19 protein-coding genes, 1 tRNA gene and 2 riboswitches are annotated in these 17164 nt (G+C 38.6%); of the genes, 10 read left to right on the top strand and 10 right to left on the bottom strand.

Annotated features, from left to right (window positions below; genetic code table 11):
- The first annotated feature begins 17 nt into the window (after positions 1-17).
- Positions 18-932 carry a proline-specific peptidase family protein gene (locus tag AC6UDD_RS01360; protein WP_500717804.1) on the top strand — a complete coding sequence of 305 codons (915 nt, stop codon included), beginning with the start codon at positions 18-20 and terminating at the stop codon, positions 930-932.
- Positions 933-967: 35 nt separating this feature from the next.
- Here AC6UDD_RS01360 and AC6UDD_RS01355 read toward each other — a convergent pair whose 3' ends face one another.
- Positions 968-2515 carry an ABC-F family ATP-binding cassette domain-containing protein gene (locus AC6UDD_RS01355; RefSeq protein ID WP_500717802.1) on the bottom strand — a complete coding sequence of 516 codons (1548 nt, stop codon included), beginning with the start codon at positions 2513-2515 and terminating at the stop codon, positions 968-970.
- Between the two features lie 118 nt (positions 2516-2633).
- Here AC6UDD_RS01355 and AC6UDD_RS01350 point away from each other — a divergent pair, with 118 nt between their 5' ends.
- From AC6UDD_RS01350 to AC6UDD_RS01315, 8 genes are all read left to right on the top strand, one after another.
- The gene (locus AC6UDD_RS01350; RefSeq protein ID WP_500717800.1) at positions 2634-3014 is read left to right on the top strand and encodes a VOC family protein; all 381 of its coding nucleotides are present in this window, start codon (positions 2634-2636) and stop codon (positions 3012-3014) included.
- Between the two features lie 112 nt (positions 3015-3126).
- Entirely contained in the window at positions 3127-4773 is a 1647-nt protein-coding gene (locus AC6UDD_RS01345; protein ID WP_500717798.1) for an APC family permease, read from the top strand.
- An 80-nt stretch (positions 4774-4853) separates the two neighbouring features.
- Positions 4854-5384 carry a hypothetical protein gene (locus AC6UDD_RS01340; protein ID WP_500717794.1) on the top strand — a complete coding sequence of 177 codons (531 nt, stop codon included), beginning with the start codon at positions 4854-4856 and terminating at the stop codon, positions 5382-5384.
- Between the two features lie 74 nt (positions 5385-5458).
- The gene (locus AC6UDD_RS01335; protein ID WP_500700824.1) at positions 5459-5968 is read left to right on the top strand and encodes a YbhB/YbcL family Raf kinase inhibitor-like protein; all 510 of its coding nucleotides are present in this window, start codon (positions 5459-5461) and stop codon (positions 5966-5968) included.
- A gap of 16 nt (positions 5969-5984) precedes the next feature.
- A complete protein-coding gene (locus AC6UDD_RS01330) occupies positions 5985-6452 on the top strand; it encodes a universal stress protein (protein ID WP_500717791.1) in 468 nt (155 codons plus the stop codon).
- A gap of 162 nt (positions 6453-6614) precedes the next feature.
- Complete coding sequence (locus AC6UDD_RS01325; RefSeq protein ID WP_500699226.1) at positions 6615-7418, top strand: alpha/beta fold hydrolase; 804 nt, start codon at positions 6615-6617, stop codon at positions 7416-7418.
- 16 nt (positions 7419-7434) lie between these two features.
- Positions 7435-8619 (top strand): O-antigen ligase family protein, encoded by a 1185-nt coding sequence (locus tag AC6UDD_RS01320; RefSeq protein ID WP_500717788.1) that lies wholly within the window; start codon positions 7435-7437, stop codon positions 8617-8619.
- Between the two features lie 102 nt (positions 8620-8721).
- On the top strand, positions 8722-9489 hold the full coding sequence (locus AC6UDD_RS01315; RefSeq protein WP_500717786.1) for a flavodoxin family protein: 768 nt from the start codon (positions 8722-8724) through the stop codon (positions 9487-9489).
- A 51-nt stretch (positions 9490-9540) separates the two neighbouring features.
- On the opposite strand, the gene thiM is transcribed toward AC6UDD_RS01315, so the two are convergent.
- The 6 genes from thiM to AC6UDD_RS01285 all read right to left on the bottom strand — a co-directional run bounded on the left by thiM (position 9541) and on the right by AC6UDD_RS01285 (position 13895).
- On the bottom strand, positions 9541-10332 hold the full coding sequence (gene thiM / locus AC6UDD_RS01310; RefSeq protein WP_500717782.1) for a hydroxyethylthiazole kinase: 792 nt from the start codon (positions 10330-10332) through the stop codon (positions 9541-9543).
- 4 nt (positions 10333-10336) lie between these two features.
- Positions 10337-10975 carry a thiamine phosphate synthase gene (gene thiE, locus AC6UDD_RS01305; RefSeq protein WP_500717780.1) on the bottom strand — a complete coding sequence of 213 codons (639 nt, stop codon included), beginning with the start codon at positions 10973-10975 and terminating at the stop codon, positions 10337-10339.
- A 5-nt stretch (positions 10976-10980) separates the two neighbouring features.
- Positions 10981-11787, bottom strand: coding sequence for a bifunctional hydroxymethylpyrimidine kinase/phosphomethylpyrimidine kinase (thiD, locus tag AC6UDD_RS01300; RefSeq protein ID WP_500717778.1), 807 nt, complete (start codon positions 11785-11787; stop codon positions 10981-10983).
- Between the two features lie 19 nt (positions 11788-11806).
- On the bottom strand, positions 11807-12445 hold the full coding sequence (locus tag AC6UDD_RS01295) for a TenA family protein (RefSeq protein ID WP_500717775.1): 639 nt from the start codon (positions 12443-12445) through the stop codon (positions 11807-11809).
- A gap of 66 nt (positions 12446-12511) precedes the next feature.
- Positions 12512-12602, bottom strand: a riboswitch (TPP riboswitch).
- A 45-nt stretch (positions 12603-12647) separates the two neighbouring features.
- Positions 12648-13211: a cysteine hydrolase family protein gene (locus tag AC6UDD_RS01290; RefSeq protein ID WP_500717773.1), complete on the bottom strand. Its 564-nt coding sequence runs from the start codon at positions 13209-13211 to the stop codon at positions 12648-12650.
- 15 nt (positions 13212-13226) lie between these two features.
- Positions 13227-13895, bottom strand: coding sequence for an SDR family NAD(P)-dependent oxidoreductase (locus AC6UDD_RS01285; protein WP_500717771.1), 669 nt, complete (start codon positions 13893-13895; stop codon positions 13227-13229).
- A 215-nt stretch (positions 13896-14110) separates the two neighbouring features.
- Between AC6UDD_RS01285 and AC6UDD_RS01280 the strand changes: the two genes are divergently transcribed.
- Positions 14111-15175 (top strand): DUF5067 domain-containing protein, encoded by a 1065-nt coding sequence (locus tag AC6UDD_RS01280; RefSeq protein WP_500717769.1) that lies wholly within the window; start codon positions 14111-14113, stop codon positions 15173-15175.
- 643 nt (positions 15176-15818) lie between these two features.
- Here the strand turns inward: AC6UDD_RS01280 and AC6UDD_RS01275 are convergent.
- The 3 genes from AC6UDD_RS01275 to AC6UDD_RS01265 form a co-directional block, all read right to left on the bottom strand.
- A tRNA-Arg gene (locus AC6UDD_RS01275) sits at positions 15819-15890 on the bottom strand.
- A 46-nt stretch (positions 15891-15936) separates the two neighbouring features.
- On the bottom strand, positions 15937-16263 hold the full coding sequence (locus tag AC6UDD_RS01270; protein ID WP_500717766.1) for a hypothetical protein: 327 nt from the start codon (positions 16261-16263) through the stop codon (positions 15937-15939).
- Between the two features lie 57 nt (positions 16264-16320).
- Positions 16321-16941 carry an LVIS_2131 family protein gene (locus AC6UDD_RS01265; RefSeq protein WP_500717764.1) on the bottom strand — a complete coding sequence of 207 codons (621 nt, stop codon included), beginning with the start codon at positions 16939-16941 and terminating at the stop codon, positions 16321-16323.
- Between the two features lie 83 nt (positions 16942-17024).
- Positions 17025-17114: riboswitch (TPP riboswitch) on the top strand.
- Positions 17115-17164: the final 50 nt, after the last annotated feature.

The following is a 17164-nucleotide window of genomic DNA, read 5'->3' as shown; positions in this document are numbered from 1 at the left end:
CTAGGTAGGTGAATGTTATGAAACAAGGAACTAAAATCATTACATTAGATAATGGTTACCACCTATGGACTAACACTCAAGGGACCGGAGACATCCATCTTCTGGCCCTTCATGGTGGCCCTGGTGGAACACATGAATACTGGGAAAACACCGCGGAACAATTGAAGAAACAAGGACTAAACGTCCAAGTTCATATGTACGATCAACTGGGTTCGTGGTACTCTGACACTCCCGACTTTGACGATCCAAAGGTAGCTAACAAGGTCTTAACCTATGACTACTTTCTTGATGAGGTTGAAGAAGTCAGACAAAAACTCGGAATCGATAAATTTTATTTGATTGGTCAATCTTGGGGTGGTGCTTTAGTTCAGATGTACGCCGCTAAATATGGTGATCACCTAAAGGGTGCCATTATTTCTTCAATGGTTGATCGGATTGGGGACTATACTGACCATTTAGCTCAAATTAGAGAAAAAGCACTTACCCCCGAACAATTAGCGTACATGAAAAAATGCGAAGCAAATAACGACTACGATAACGATAAGTATCAAGAATTGGTCGAACTCTTAAACCGTGAATATGTGGATCGCAAGCAGCCGCCTGCAATTGCCCACGTCGTTGATACCATGAGCAAACCGATCTATAACGCCTTTCAGGGTGATAATGAATTTGTTATCACTGGAAAATTAAAAGACTGGGACTTTACTGATCATCTAAAGGACATCAAAGTTCCAACCTTGGTCACTTTTGGTGAACACGAAACCATGCCAATGGAAACCGGAAAACGAATGGCTAAAATGATTCCAAACGCTCAATTCGTTTCAACTCCAAACGGTGGTCATCACCACATGATTGATAACGCTCCCGTCTACTACGACCATTTGGCAAACTTCATTCGACAAGTTGAAAATGGAACTTTCAACCAAAAATAGGCAAACGAAAAGGCACTTCAAAACGAAGTGCCTTTTTATTTTTGGTTTAAACTTAATTTTTCGACATCAATGGTCTTGTCAACCAGTCCATCATAAAAGCTGGCTTCATGACTAACGATGATGGCATTCCCAGGAAACTTAATAATCGCCTGTTTCAGAGCATTCTTAGTCTCATCGTCCAAATGATTAGTCGGTTCATCCATGATTAAGAAATTACTTTTCACAAATTCCATCAAAGCTAATTTGACCTTAGTTTGTTCTCCACCAGAAAGTTCACCAATTGGCTTCATGGCGTTAGCAGCGTCAAGTCCACAGCGACCCAACTGGGAACGAATCTCCTTTTGTGTCAACTTGGGGTACTTATCCTGAATGATTTGGAGGGGCGTCATCTTACTATTCGGCCAGATCAAGTCTTGGCTGAAGTAGTTAACCTTCGCGGAGGGAGAAAAGTTAGCCTTTCCACCCTTTGCCGGAATTTGTCCGAGGATTGATTTAATTAAAGTTGACTTTCCAACTCCATTAAAACCCTGAAGTCCAACCTTCTGATCAGTATTAACGGAAAAGGTCACCGGCCTAAGTAACGGTCGATCGTAACCAACTGACAGTTGATCAACTACTAGTGCGTTCTGAGATCCAGTATCAGCATACGGAAAATCAAAAGAAGCCTGAATGTTACTGGAAGGTGGTTCAATCACATCCATCCGTTTTAACATCTTTTCCCTTGATTTAGCCATATTGGAGTGACTCCCGGCCTTGTTTTTCTGAATAAATGTCTTAGCCTTGGAGATTTCCTCCTGTTGCTTTTCGTACTCACGCTGTTGGGTCATTTCCTTCTCATCTTTTTGTTTCATGGCCGACTTAAAGTCGCCCCGGTACTTAGTGACCTTCCCAAACGCAACGTTAACGATGCAATTCGTTACTTTTTCTAGAAAGTCGTAGTCATGGGAAATGATCATCGCTGCCCCATCAAAACTATTTAAATAATCTTCCAACCAATTAATGTGAGCCGTATCCAAATAGTTAGTCGGTTCATCAAGCAAAATTACATCGGGATGTTCCAAAATCAATTTCGCTAAAATAATTTTGGAACGTTGTCCCCCACTCATTTCAGAAATGGTTTGGTCTCTTCCAATGTCGTCAAGACCCAATCCATTAATCACCTGCTCGACTTCAGTGTCAATGTCATAAAAATTACGAGATTCAAGTTGTTCCTGGATTCTTCCCGCTTGTTCAAGTAACTTTTCGTCCATATTGTCGGCATACTTTACGTACAAATCGCTCATATGCTGATTCATGTTGTAGAGGTCTGAAAAGGCGGTATGCAAAAAATCAATCAATGTCATTCCCTTGGGAATGTTAACGTACTGATCTAGGTAACCAACTTTGGTCCCCTTTTGCCATTTGATGTCACCAGATAAGGGTAACTGTTTATTGGTCAAAATCTTAATCAAAGTTGATTTTCCAACTCCATTTTGGCCCACAATTCCCATGTGCTCACCTTTATTTAGCTGAAATGTAGCATCTGAGTACAGGTCTTTATCAGCAAAACTCATACTTAGATTAGATACACTTAATAACGCCATTATATAATTCCCTCCATTATTTCATAACTTATACCGTAACACCGAATCGCAATCAACGTCAATCAGGTGAATTTGAGTGGTATAATTATATGTACATTTTTAAAAAAGAGGAGTGCCTATGAAAATCAAAGATATTGATCACATCACCCTATCGGTAAATGACATCGAGAAATCGATGCGCTTTTACCACGAGGTTTTAGACTTACCCGTTGTGATCGAAACTGATTCTAGAATTGAATTTCAGCTGGGTCACCAACGACTCGTTTGTGTCACAAACAAGGAAGATAACGTCAAACCAGAAAATCCAACCCCAGGTTCGACCAGTTTCAGCGTGGTTGCAAGAGATCCACTTGACTCAATCCAGTCTCATTTAGCTAACTACTTTATTGAAGTAGTTGCAGGACCGATCGAAAGTCAGGGACATAACGGTAAAATGAATTCACTATTTATCAATGATCCGGATAAAAATTTGATTGAAATTAGAGAGTATCAACGATAGGAATGAAAGGGAATACAACCCGGCTAAAATCCCCGTCAAATAGTGTTTTTCAATTTTACAACCATAATCATTTTTGTTATATTCGTCGAATACGCAAAAAGAAAGGATACTTATGAAAAAAGAAAATTCGAAGGACAATTCAAATCAAAATGTTGCTAAACCGAAAATGAGCCTTTTTAGTGTCACGATGCTGGCACTGAGTTCTATCATTGGTTCAGGATGGCTATTCGGTGCCTGGGAGGGTGCTAAAACCGCTGGTCCAGCTGCCATTATTTCGTGGATCATCGGTGCCGTCGTGATCGGTGCAATTGCGTTTAATTACATCGAATTAGGAACCATGTTCCCGGAAAGTGGAGGGATGAGTAAGTATGCCCAGTATACCCATGGGCCGCTTCTAGGATTCATCTCATCATGGTCCAACTGGGTCTCACTTGTAACGCTGCTTCCAATCGAAGCGGTCGCTGCCGTTCAATACATGAGTTCATGGCCTTGGTCATGGGCCAGTTGGACCCATGGTTTTTACGCCAATGGCACGGTTACTACCGAAGGGTTATTCGTCGTCTTTCTCTTCATCTTAGTGTTCACCCTGTTAAACTACTGGTCAGTCAACTTACTAACTCGTTTTACTACTCTAACTTCAATTTTTAAAATTGTGGTTCCAGTTCTTACCATTATTATGCTACTTGCTTCTGGTTTTCATCCCGGAAACTTCAACAACGTTCAAACTGGTGGATTTTTCCCATACGGAACGGCTCCAATCTTTGCGGCTACCACCGTATCTGGAATCATCTTCTCTTATAATGCTTTTCAAACGGTCATAAACGTTGGTGATGAGATTACCAATCCTAAGAAAAACATCTGGCGTGGAATCGTTATTTCACTTTTAATCAGTATCATCATTTACGTTATGTTACAATTCACTTTCGTTGGTGTTATCGATCCGTCAACTTTAGCCAAATACGGTTGGCATGGTCTGAATTTCAGTTCACCATTTGCTGATTTAGCCATTATGTTGAACTTGAACTGGCTAGTAATCTTGCTCTATTTAGATGCTTTTGTTTCACCATTTGGAACCGGAGTATCATTTGTTGCCTCAACTAGTCGGACACTAGCAGCAATGACCGAAAACGGTCATATGCCAAAGTTTTTAGGTAAGATTAACCAAAAATGGGGAACCCCTAGAATTGCAATGATCGTAAACTGGATCGTCAGTTGCATCTTGGTCTCGGTGTTCAGAAACTGGGCTGTTTTAGCCAGTGTTATCTCTACTTCAACCCTGATTGCATACTTAACTGGCCCAGTTACCCTTGGATCACTACGTCTCCACGCCCCTCACTTCAAACGTCCAGTCAAAATTAGTTTTGCTGGAATTATGGCGCCACTTGCCTTTGTCCTAGCTAGCTTGGCAATCTATTGGGCAATGTGGCCTACTACCATTGAAGTCATCCTTGTTATTATGCTGGGACTTCCGTTCTACTTCTTCTACGAAAACAAGAACGGTTGGAAGAATACTTTGACCAAGTTCCGTGGCGGAGCTTGGATGGTAGCCTATTTAATCTTCATGTCAGCATTTTCGTATATCGGATCCGCACCATTTGGTGGACAAAACTGGATTCATTACCCATATGATTTTATCGTAATTATTGTAGTTGCACTTCTGTTCTTCTACTGGGGTGTCTTTAGTTATCAGCGCACTGGTAACATGCTTAACGCTAAAAGCGTTAATGAACAAGTTGATGATGATCAAGTCAACCATTAGTTAAGTTAATGCAAAATCATAAGGATTTTGTTATAATGCGTATGCATCTTGTTTTTCTTGAAATGGATGGAGGGATTCTTATGAATAGTCAAGATCCAGATTCGAGATACGAACGTTATGACTTTAATGCCGCAAATGGTCCAAAGCACCAAAAGAAAAACTTTAAGGCTTGGCCATGGGTTCTAGGACTAGTAGTAATCGTGATCCTGCTAGTCTTTGGAATTCACTTTCTGACAAGCGGCAATGGGAATCGGATGAATGGATCCTCCACAAGTCAACAGAGTAGCAGAGCTATTCAATCAGAAAAGAAAGCAAAACACTTTAATAAGGCGGAACAAGCCACGACCAACAGTGCAGCGTCAGTGAACAAGAACCAACAAGCACCAACAAATCAAAGTGGGTCACAGTCATCCAACGAAAATAATTCCAATGGAAACAGCTCAACGAGTGATTCTAGTTCGATGTTTGCTACACCAAAATCATTTGATTCGGTTCAAGACGCTAAAAACTATGCACATGCCACTCAAAGCAGTTGGTTAGCAGCTGGTTACTCTAACTTTACGATTGAGCGGAACGGCCAAGGCTTTTACACCTTGCAATTTGTTAAATAAGGAACTATTTATAGTTCCTTATTTTTTTATATTCAAATGAATTTGGTATAATGAAGTGTATAGGAGGTACTATTATGAAAATTAATACTCCACTTCAAAATGGATTTTTACCTGATAAGTATACTAAACACGCTGACCCAGATGAAATGTTAGATGGTAATCCAATCATTTCATTTCCGATCAAAATCTCTGATGTTCCAAAAAACGCAAAGTCACTAGTAGTTATCCTACTGGACGATGATTCAATCCCAGTTTGTGGTTTTACTTACATTCACTGGGTGGCTGCTAACATTGATCCAAATATATCTGAAATACCAGAAAATGCTAGTCAAGATCAATCAATTAACATGACTTTGGGAAAAAATAGTTTAGCTGGTGGACTAGTACACGTTACTGATTCGAAATTAAATCAACACTACATTGGTCCTACTCCTCCCGATAAACCACACGATTATCAGTTGCATGTTTATGCCTTGGATCAAAAACTAGATTTAACCAACGGCTTTTGGCTTAATGAACTAAAGAAAAAAATGGCAGGACACGTCCTTGCCAGTGCCGAACAAATTTTACCAGTGAAAAACTAAAACGGAGGCTTTCATAATGCTAAATGGATACAAACACATTCTAGTACCAGTTGATGGATCAAAAGAAGCAGAGGCAGCTTTATACAAGGCAGCAGCGGTAGCCCAAAGAAATAAGGGTCGAATTGACGTCTTAAACGTGATTAACACCACTAATTATGGATACAGCCTAGGAGTTGTTGATGGCAGTGTTATCACCCAAATTGTCAATGAAGAACTTAACTATTTAAAAGATTTAGTTAAAAAGGTAAAAGACCAAACTGGTATTGACGATATTCATATCCATGCTCGGTTTGGAAGTCCAAGGGAAGTAATTACTTACGAATTCCCTAAGGACCATGAAACCGATCTAATTATGATGGGTGCAACTGGTAAGGGTCGTTTGCACCGCATGCTTGAAGGTTCAGTTACCGGATACGTTAACTCACATGCCGCCTGTGATGTGATTATCGTTAGAACCAACATGGAGAATACCCCAATCAAATAATTAAGACTTATTTAAACAAAATAGCTAAGCCCTTGCGCTTGGCTATTTTTTATTGCCTTTTAAAGGTCAATTCATTTCAGCCATCTAGCTGAATCACGTTAATTGTTATATGATGTTAGATGTTAGTGTACAAATTTAAAATAATTAAAAGGAATGTTTGCAATGCACATCAAAAAAAGAAAACACACCAAATCATTCATTGCCCTCTTTATCGTCATCGTGATCGCCATCTTCGCCGGTGGCGGTTATTATTATTGGCATAATCATGGTAGTTTTCTCAGTAAATTAGACGTTAATCAAAGCGATACCGCTACTGTGTTCATTCCTGGACTAGGTGGAAATAACATCACGACTGGTTACATGGTTGACACCCTAAATCGTTACCATCTAGCAACCAAAACCTTACAACTGTATGTTAAAAAGGATGGCACCGTTAAGACCACTAAGCAGTTCCATAAGTTTGGTGCTGATAATCCGACCGTCCAAATTGTCTTTCAGGACAATCATCATCCCTATTTTCAATCAACTCAAATGCCAAACGTAATGCGCTATCTGTACAAGAAGTACAACGTTCGTTCAGTTAACATGATCGGACATTCTTCTGGTGGAAACATTATTTACTATTACCTAGCTCATTATCCCAATCTCAAAAACGTTCCAAAGGTTAAAAAATTCATTTCCCTTGCAACGAACTATGCTCCAAACGATCCTGATGTAAAAAACCTACCAAAAGACCTTCAGATCCTTAACCTAGTTGGTGATATGAACCATTCTGGAACGGATGGAGAAGTTACAATGAAGAGTGAGATCCCAATGAAGAATCTTGTGACTGGCTACGTCAAAAGTTACAAGCTCTACGTATATCACGGAAACAGTTCCCAAGCTCAGCACACAATGCTTCACGAGAACCCATCCATCGTTAAGATCATCGCAGAATACTTCTTCACCGATAAGATGACCCAATAATTGGAGAATTTAATTAATGGCTTTAACCAATAAAAATCATTTATATCAGCTCGTGTACGTGCTGAGTTACGTTGTTTTTCTGGCATCGTCAGTAATTCTTTTGAATAGTCAATTTAATAACGTATATTCCGCTAAAAGTTTCTTGCAATGGCAAATTGCTGGAATAATCACGTTAGTTGTCATCGGAATTCAAATCGTACTGCTACTTACAAGGAAACATAGCTCTAAACAGTGGACAGTTATCATCATCATGGCAGTCATCTATATCTTGTCATATCTTTTTCATTTAAATGTGATTACCAGCACCCTATTTTTATTGTTCTTATTCATGGCCAACGCTGACTTATTAAATCAAGATGCATTTGCAACCATCGACCTTGCAACTAAGCTCGTTGTTCTATTTGTGATTTTGGCCTTTTTGATTTTACACGTCTTTCCACCACAAAATGCCATTTCATTTACCAGAGGATCATCCACTAGATATGCAATTGGATTCACTCATCCAAACGTCTTAAGTGGTTTCATCTTAAGCATTTTCTGTTCGGCCCTCTTGCTACTACAAAACAGTCGGAAAAAAGTAACGTATCTCGTATATGCCTTTATTTTCGTTAGTTACTTAATCATTGCCTACCTGACTGGTTCACGTGGATTTATGGTTGCGGGCGCTATCCTCGTACTTGGATTTTCACTGAGTTTTGTTCCCAAAATCACTCACCTACTACCAAAAATCACTTGGATCCTTGTTTCATTGACTTTCGTAGTAGGAATCGGCATGGTCGCCTGGGGTTCATCACTGCCATTATTCAACGTGTTGAATCGTGCCCTTTCGGGTCGCCCCGGACAACAGTTAACCGTCATTCAATATTTCTATTCGCCAAAGCTAATTGGACAAAATATGCCCTTGTTAGGTGCTCGGTCAAACTTATGGGTTGATAACACGTTCTTGTTCATCTTATTAAGTACCGGTTTCATTGGTTTAATGCTGTTACTGGCATTGTTTCTTGCTAGTGCTTACAAGGCTAAACAGGACAATAACTATTTCCTTTGTGTGATTTTAATTGCCCTTGCTGTTCAAGGCATCATTGAAACCCAACTTACTAATGCTTACATGTTTGCACCGTTTATTTACGCATTTGCCCGAGTAATCCAGCCAGATCATTTTCATCAGCAGGCAATTGGAAGACACGTTAAAACCACATAAACAAAACCCATCATTAATGATGGGTTTTTTAATTGATATTAGTTTCACAAAAATATAACATGAAATAGAAAGAATCAATTAATTTCAAAGGAGGTCATAAATTTGCGTTATCTAGCATTTTTAGGCTCACAAAGTAAGGATGGCTTGACTGCTAAGTACCTTGACGCAGTTATTTCAGGTCTTCCAAATGATGCGCAGGTTGAGACATTATTTCTGCAAGATTATGACATTAAACCAGATAATCTCAAAAACCCCAATCCAACGCTTGACATGATTGAAAAGAAAATGGAAGAAGCGGACGTCTGGATCATCGCATCTCCGACGTATTTTGCTGATTTATCAGGAGTTACCAAAAATCTATTCGATTGCATGCGTCACCGGATGGTTAAAATGAACAGTATTGGTGACACCCTACCCGGCAAGTTTAAAAACAAACACTACCTTAGTCTGACAACTTGCTTTCTCTCCTCATTTCAAAATTTTTTTACCGGTATAACCGATCAAACCTTTCGGACCATTGATAAGATCATGACCGCAGCTGGTCTAATCAAACTTGGAGAGGTCATCGGAACTCACACCTGGGGAAGTAAGGGAATTCCTAATCCTAAAAAAATTGAACTGTGTAAACGATGGGGACAAAAGATTGCCAACAAGCCACGAAAGGATGATAGTACTTTGAAACGTTATATCGAATTATTTTGTATGATTGCAGTAATGTCACTAGTGACAATGTTAATTGAAGGATTAGTTTTTGGACTGAAATTTAACGGAGAATTTTGGCTCTTCTACGTCGCATTTGTGGTTATTTTCTATGTTCTCCTAGCAATCCTACTTCACTTCTTTACGTTCTTAAGACATCGTCGTCGTTAAACTTAAAACTAAATAAAAGCGATCAATTGTTAACAATTGGTCGCTTTTATTCTAATCATTGCTTTTTTCAATCTTAATTGAATCGGAAAGATGATGGTCGTCTAGTCGGTACAAGTTGTTGAAGAATTCAACTTCAAATGAAGCCGGATCATCAGGATATTTTTGCTCCGCTAGTTCACCAGCAATGCCAACAATGGCCGTTCCAAGTGCAATTTCATGAACACTTTGATGGTGAGCGGCAACTACGCCGATGACACCATCTAACACATCTCCAGATCCGACGTTGATTGCTAATTCATGACTGCCATTGTGGACCACATACGTTTCCTTTCCATTCGAAATTACGTCGTCAACTCCTGAAATGACAACCGTGGAATGAAATTGTTCGGCAGCCATTTTAGCAACCTGAACGAGATCACCGTTACCGTCAGCAGCATCAATTCCACGACTGCCCCAGTCAATCCCGGCAATAAAGGCAATCTCACCAATGTTGCCACGCAAGACATCAATATTAACTTCACTACTAATCTTCTTAAAAACTTCCGTTCTTAATTCCGAGGCACTTACAGCGACCGGATCAACTACCACCGGTAAACGACGGTTATTAGCCGCTTGACCAGCAATCACATCTAGCTTAATACTATCGTCGTTCATCGTCCCAAGGTTTAAGACCAAACTGTTAGCAATTGCCACCAAATCATGACCCTCATTTGAAGAGTCACACATAATTGGTGAACCACCAACATAACTAATTGCATCCGCTACCTTTTGTGGGGTCACCATGTTAGGAATGTCCAAAACAACGGGATTTTCCTTTCTAATTTCTTCTAGAATCGACGTCATACTATCATTTCCTTTCTAATTCACTAATTGTCTTTTCCACATTGGTACTGTCCATAATTGCTGATATTACTGCAATCCCAGCGTTTGAAACCTGATAAATTGACTGACAGTTACTTGCATTAATTCCACCAATCGCAACTACCGGTAAAGAGACTTGTCGTTGTAGTTGAACTAAACCAGAAACGCCAATCGGTGACTCGGCATCTGCTTTACTAGTGGTCGGAAAAATTGGTCCAATTCCTAAATAATCAATGCCAGTGAGAGGTTCACTACGTTTTAACTCTTCTTTGGTACTGATCGACAATCCAACTATCATGTCTGGATTATCATGAATCACCTTTTGCACGCTCTCATCACTTTGACCAACGTGAATTCCGTCCGCATTAATTTGGTTGGCCAAATCAACGTCATCGTCCACAATTAGTGGAGTATGATGTTCAGTGGTTAAATTACGAAGCTTCTTTCCCATCTCAATCCTTTTTAAACCCGTAAGTGAACCCGGACCCTTTTCACGGTACTGAAAAGTAGTGACACCAGCATCTAAAGCCTGGTCAATGTGATCTAAAAATTCAGTCTCAGAACCAGCAAAATTTTGGGTACCTGCCACCAGGTACATTTGCAGCATTTTTTCGTTAAATTGCATCTTTATTACTCCCACATTCCATGATTTAAGGGACCGTGTCCGTGACCAATAATCAACGGTTTCCTGATGATTTTATCCAGATAATCTTTTCCAAAACGAATGGCAGTTTCCATACTTTCACCACGCGTTAAAGCCGCGACAATTGCTGAAGAAAGTGTGTCTCCCGTTCCATGAGTTCGCACCGTATTCACCCGCTCGGCCGTCAACCAAAAATCAGATCCATCCTTTAAAAGAACATAGTCCTTTACGATCTTATCGGTACCATGTCCGCCTTTAATCATGACGTTTTTAGCACCAGCAATTTGAATTTTTTGCGCTGCCCTTTTGATTGCTTCATCGGAAGTAATGGACTGCTTCGTAATCTTTTCAGCTTCAGGTAAGTTTGGTGTTACTAAATCGGCCAGTGGGATTAGTTCGTTAATCAAAGTTTTAATGGCACCATCTTCCAGTAGCACTGACCCTCCCTTAGCTACCATAACAGGATCGACAACAATTTGACCCAATTTGTACTTTTTAATGTTATCTGTCACTAAATGAACGTGTTCTTCGTCAAACAAAGCTCCGGTCTTAGTTGCTTTAATATCAAAATCATCACAAACGGAAGCAAACTGCTCATCAATAATTTTTTTCGGAAGTGGATACGTATCTTGAACACCAATGGTGTTTTGTGCCGTCACTCCCACTACCACGTTGGTGCTGAACACATGACAGGCCTGCATCGTTTTAATATCAGCTTCCATCCCTGCTCCACCACCGGAATCGGTGCCAGCAATTGTTAAGGCTTCTGGATATTGATTTATTTCACTACTCATAGTTCCCTCCTAAAAAGTTCTAAGCGTCATACATTTTGTTCCAAAAATCCAATTCATAATGACAACTATTATGAAAGACTTGATTTGCGGTGGCCCTTTCGTTTGAATGAGTTTCCGCCTGGAGATTAATAAAAGCAAAAATTTGCTTTACTTCATCTGCATCAGCGTAGAATTTGATCCAGTCACTAAATGGATTATTAACAAGGCTAGTTTTATTTAGTTCAGTAGCAACTACATAGTAAGTCCAAATACACGGCGCAAGTACACTCAATCCAACTAGAATGGACTTAGTGCTAACGGCTTCACGCATACTTCCAACGTAATCCTTGGTAACGCTAAACATGCGGGCATCTTGAAGCTCATCATCAGTCACTTTTGCAACTTTTAACATGACCTCGTGCGGTGTGCTTTCGTTTTTAATTCCGGTAACGCAACCTACCAAAAATCTTTTCAAATTAACATCACTTGTTTCAGTCTGAATTTGTTGAAACTGTTTAGCGTAACCGTCTAGATACATTTCGTCTTGTTGAACGTAGTTAATTAGCGCCTTTTCTGGCACTTCCCCGTTTTGAATTCCTTTAACATAATCACAATTCATGATTTGATTCATTATTGTTGTCGCATTACTTATCAATTCATCGGTGAATTTATTTGTCATCAACTACTAACATCTCCCAAACAAAAAGGCTCCTCATAATAATGAGGAGCCTTCAATTATATTCTTAATTAAAGATCGCACGATTCCTTTCGCAGGTATTAACCAGTTCAAGTTCAATGGGTATAGTCTCAGCCACTTGGCACCCCCTCCTACAGCTATTCAATTAAACTTATTATATTCCTTAAAATTTGGCATGACAATCCTAATCAACTACTTTAGCACCCAAGACGGTCTTAAAGTGATTCATTGCAAACTTCTGACCCAAATCGGAAAAGGTTGCCACCCCACTTTTATGAATAACCAAGTTATAAGCAAGGTTATATCCGGCAATTGCGGTGTGCAAGACACAAATGTCGGTGCAGACACCCACGAGATGGAGAGTCTTAACGTTTCTTTCACGAAGTCTAAGATCCAGATCAGTGCCAGCAAACGCACTGTACCTAGTCTTATCCATTTGCCAAACGTTATCTAACTTTTGGTTTTCATCAAACCATTTTCCGACCTTACCATATAGCTCACGACCCCAGGTCCCTCGCACGTTATGAGTTGGGTACAACTTCGTCTCAGGACTGTATGGATCATCCTTTTTATGAACATCAGTTGGAAAAATAACAAACTGACCATCATTTTTGAATTTTTCAGCCAAGTCGCTAATTGATTGGTCTAACGCTTGAGCTGGCTTCCCGGCGGTCAATGACCCTTTATCATCAACAAAATCATTGGTGTAATCAATGATTAAAAGCGCACTTTTTTCTTTATCAGCCATTTTTAATCTTCTTTCTTAAAAATCTGACGGCTTCTCGGGATATTTAATTTCTTTTTCGGAGCGATCTTGAGCAGCTTTTACGTATACCTTGGCAACGTTATCGGGCTGCATTTCCTCACTACTGCCGGATAGTCCTTGAATTGTAATCAAACCAACGTAGATATTATCATCTTGAACCGCATCATGAAGTGAAAAGGCGTAATCACTTAAAGCCGCTTTAGTTGCTGCTAAAGTGACGTTCCCCTTGGTAGGATGAAAGGCAGCTCCACCACCAGTAATCAGAATGTTCCGGTTTTCTTTTTGATCGTCTGAAAGACCAACGAACTGACGGGTGGTGGTAACGGCACCGAAGACGTTGGTATTGTACATTTCTTTAACTTGGTCTAACGGTAATGAGAATGGTGTATCTAAAGTCTTGTTACCCACATTATAAACCATAGTTTGAGGAATCCCGTACGCCATTTTAATCTTACTAAATACGTTTGTTACCTGAGCTGGATCGGTAACATCAGCAACAATAAAATCAGCTTTAATCCCCTCTTGATCCAAATCTTTAACAAACTGCTTTAACTGAGCAGCATCTCGAGCCACCATAATCGGTGTCTTGCCAGTTTCACCAAACTTTTTGGCAATTGAAAAGCCAAATCCCTTTCCAACTCCAAAAATTACTACACTTTCACTCATAAAATTCCCTCCTAAAGTTGATTCAAGAAAAGTTTACCACCATTTGAGGAAACAAACCTTTTTAATGTTTGTGCTTAGTTTTAAAGTTTCTTTTAATAATCTTAACGAAATGTTAACATATTATACGTGTTACAAATTAGAATAATATGTACAAAAGTCCAAATACTGATGACTATAAAAGCTGGATACTTAAATTCTTTATAGGAGGTTTCTTTATGAAACTAAAATTAAACGTTTGGATAGGAATTGACGATATTATAAATGCAATTGTACTATTTTTTGCAATGTTCCTAATCATTGGCAGTTCTTTCGCGGATGCATTTGGTGGCACACAATCTCTCGGAACTACTGCAGTTATACTTAATCTTTTTGCAGTAATAGGACTAATTTTACATATTGTCCAATTACAGCAAAATCGTCGCTGGGGTAGCACAATTGTATCTCCAATACTAGGAATTATTGGGAACGCAATTTATTTCATCACACCACTTCTTTCAATTGTTTCTGTAATTCTTCTAATCATTTCAGCGGTATTTGCTTTCATGCAAAAAATTGTTAAGCCTACACAAACCCCATTAAGAAAAGTCTGGTATAAAGTTTGGTGGGAATATGTAGCAATTATTATATCTATCATCGCATTCTTTTTAGTGTCTAAGGCACAGACAGGATCTGATGATCACGCCTCAAATAACGTAAACCAACATATTAGTAAAGAAATCAATAAAAACACAAACGCGACCATTTCTAAAAAGCAAAATAATAATTTGATTCATTTTGATGGGGATAAAATCGTCACTCCTAAGGGTGTCGTACAAGTAATTAAAGAAGCAACTGGAGACACTACTGATGGAAAAACTGGAGTTATTTTTATGTATAAAATTACTAATAACTCAAACAAACCATTATCACCAAACCAGATTTTAGAAGATAATCAAATTAATGTATATCAGTCACTAAACGATTCAAAAAAACCTGCTGATTCAAGTCAAGCACTTGATTTTAATTCCCTGATGAATTCCAGCGATGATAATGCTAACAACATCACTGAATCAATTGATAACGATAACAGTAATTGGAGTAAAACTAAGATTGACCCTCATAAAAGTATCACAATGAGTGATGGAAATGTTTGGAAGGTCCAAGATGACAAAACTCCATTAATTTTGTCCGTTGGTGATAGCATTCAAAATGTTGATAGTAGTAAAATTAATAAGAACAAAAACTCTTATACAATTCCATCATCACTAGAAAAGATTTCAATTAATCAATGGAATGGATGATCGTTTAAACACAAAAGGAGCCCCACTACTAAAAGTAATGAGGCTCCTTTGCGACTTAATCTCCGTTAACTAAGTATACCAGTTTTAATAATTTTGTCAGCCCTTACATTTGCTTTCTATAAGTGTTTTCAAAATACCTGATAAGCAATATATGCCCCAAGTGTTTGTCACACTTTTATTATACTTAAAAATTATCTCTTGAGTTTTAGAAAATTCATTTAATGATTTTATACTTTGCAAGAGTAGCAGCAATAACTAAAATAATTTTCTTGGTTATTACCAACGTTAACATATCGTTCTCATAACAATAAATGAATAAAAATCAAAACAAAAGCACACTTTTTAATCGAAGTGTGCTTTATTTATACACGTAATCAGCGCGCAAAGAGATAATTCATTTGAACCATCTACGTGAAATCATTATAACCATCACTCAAAAACTATTCAAAGTTACCCAACGTCCAGCATCTCTCATTTTGCGGATTAAGGCACATCTACGCTAGTTATTTGTTTAGACAAGTCGTTTCTATAAAATATGCATTATAAAAAACAAAAAATTGCTTGATAATCTATCTAATAAGAACAAATAGAGACCAAGCAATTTTCAAATACCATTATATGAAAATTTTAAAGGTAATATTAATGCGCCCCCCGAGAGTCGAACTCGGATCATGAGGACCGAAATCTCATGTGCTATCCATTACACTAAGGGCGCTTAACAAATACTATGCTATCGATAAACACAGTAAATTGCAAGTAAATTATTCATTTGCGACCTTATTTGCGTTTGCTTCAAGATCTAACTCTAACTTTAGCGAATTATCCTTAAAGTCGTCAACTAAACTTTGTCCCTTTGAAACGTATTTTCCAACCGTTCTGCCAGTGATACTAACAAATTCAATTGTTTTATCATCAACTACTTTGGCAGAATCATAATGTCCTTCTTCCGCTGCATCTAGATAGGCTTGAGCTAATTCCTCCACGTTATCAAGGATCAGCTCATCTAGTGTAATCGTTTTGCCTTCTTTTTTTAGTTCTTCTAACAAATTTTTAATCTCGTCCATTGTCTCAGGAATTTTTTCACTCATATTAAACCCTCTCACTAAAAGAAAACCACCGGTAAATCAATATCGGTGGTTAGTCCATTACTTTTCTTTTTGCACAAACGTCTTGTTTGGAACTCTGATTAAAATGAATTGGTTAGCATCCTTACCAGCATGCATCCCTAAACCGTTCCAAAAGTTTCCTTTATATCTTAGGGTAACCACCTTGGCCCATGCATTTTGAAAATGCTCGTCATTTAATTTGATGTTTTTATGCTTCAACTTGTAACTACGGCCAGTGACTTCAGCGTTTCCACGCGTAGTGACCACCTGCGCATTTGTACTTGGCAGTTGATACTTAATGTTCTTTAGCCAGAACGAATACTGCTGGATTGGTCCCTTATTACCCTCAACCTTTACGTAGTAAGAACCATTCTTATCACTTTGAATAATCAATGGTTCGACTTGAGACGTCGTAATCACGTTGCGATTATTGGTTTTAGTAATATTTCTGAAGAAGGTCGTATATACCATCAAAGTCAGTAGCAAAACAAAAACAACAATTTCACCAACTGATATCAAGAAATTACGCCATTCAAAAGTTTTTTTATCCTCGATAATCATCTTAATTCGTCGTGATCGAATGTTTTTAATCATAAAGATCAACACGATTAACACAATTATCCATGCAACTACACCTATAAGATTCCACCATGAATTCATGAAAGTATCCTCCGCTTTATTTTCCTGTCTCCCCTATTCTAATTGAAAATTGATTTTTATGCCATATTTGATATACTAAGTTTAATTAAACATTGGGGTGCCGAGTGGCTGAGATCATACCCGTTGAACCTGACTTGGACAATGCCAGCGCAGGGAATATAAGATTAAGCTTAGATACATCAGCTGGACGTTCTCGCACTCGCGCTTGAAACGTCTTTTTTTA

This window comes from Fructilactobacillus sp. X2R1C3 (assembly GCF_059901425.1).
This window is presented reverse-complemented; position numbering and strand designations above follow the sequence as displayed.

Bases quoted from the DNA above. Each gene is read 5' to 3' on its own strand.
- AC6UDD_RS01360 (WP_500717804.1), top strand. From the start codon at position 18: ATGAAACAAGGAACTAAAATCATTACATTAGATAATGGTTACCACCTA.
- AC6UDD_RS01355 (WP_500717802.1), bottom strand. From the start codon at position 2,515: ATGGCGTTATTAAGTGTATCTAATCTAAGTATGAGTTTTGCTGATAAA.
- AC6UDD_RS01350 (WP_500717800.1), top strand. From the start codon at position 2,634: ATGAAAATCAAAGATATTGATCACATCACCCTATCGGTAAATGACATC.
- AC6UDD_RS01345 (WP_500717798.1), top strand. From the start codon at position 3,127: ATGAAAAAAGAAAATTCGAAGGACAATTCAAATCAAAATGTTGCTAAA.
- AC6UDD_RS01340 (WP_500717794.1), top strand. From the start codon at position 4,854: ATGAATAGTCAAGATCCAGATTCGAGATACGAACGTTATGACTTTAAT.
- AC6UDD_RS01335 (WP_500700824.1), top strand. From the start codon at position 5,459: ATGAAAATTAATACTCCACTTCAAAATGGATTTTTACCTGATAAGTAT.
- AC6UDD_RS01330 (WP_500717791.1), top strand. From the start codon at position 5,985: ATGCTAAATGGATACAAACACATTCTAGTACCAGTTGATGGATCAAAA.
- AC6UDD_RS01325 (WP_500699226.1), top strand. From the start codon at position 6,615: ATGCACATCAAAAAAAGAAAACACACCAAATCATTCATTGCCCTCTTT.
- AC6UDD_RS01320 (WP_500717788.1), top strand. From the start codon at position 7,435: ATGGCTTTAACCAATAAAAATCATTTATATCAGCTCGTGTACGTGCTG.
- thiM (WP_500717782.1), bottom strand. From the start codon at position 10,332: ATGACGTCGATTCTAGAAGAAATTAGAAAGGAAAATCCCGTTGTTTTG.
- thiE (WP_500717780.1), bottom strand. From the start codon at position 10,975: ATGCAATTTAACGAAAAAATGCTGCAAATGTACCTGGTGGCAGGTACC.
- thiD (WP_500717778.1), bottom strand. From the start codon at position 11,787: ATGAGTAGTGAAATAAATCAATATCCAGAAGCCTTAACAATTGCTGGC.
- AC6UDD_RS01295 (WP_500717775.1), bottom strand. From the start codon at position 12,445: ATGACAAATAAATTCACCGATGAATTGATAAGTAATGCGACAACAATA.
- AC6UDD_RS01290 (WP_500717773.1), bottom strand. From the start codon at position 13,211: ATGGCTGATAAAGAAAAAAGTGCGCTTTTAATCATTGATTACACCAAT.
- AC6UDD_RS01285 (WP_500717771.1), bottom strand. From the start codon at position 13,895: ATGAGTGAAAGTGTAGTAATTTTTGGAGTTGGAAAGGGATTTGGCTTT.
- AC6UDD_RS01280 (WP_500717769.1), top strand. From the start codon at position 14,111: ATGAAACTAAAATTAAACGTTTGGATAGGAATTGACGATATTATAAAT.
- AC6UDD_RS01270 (WP_500717766.1), bottom strand. From the start codon at position 16,263: ATGAGTGAAAAAATTCCTGAGACAATGGACGAGATTAAAAATTTGTTA.
- AC6UDD_RS01265 (WP_500717764.1), bottom strand. From the start codon at position 16,941: ATGAATTCATGGTGGAATCTTATAGGTGTAGTTGCATGGATAATTGTG.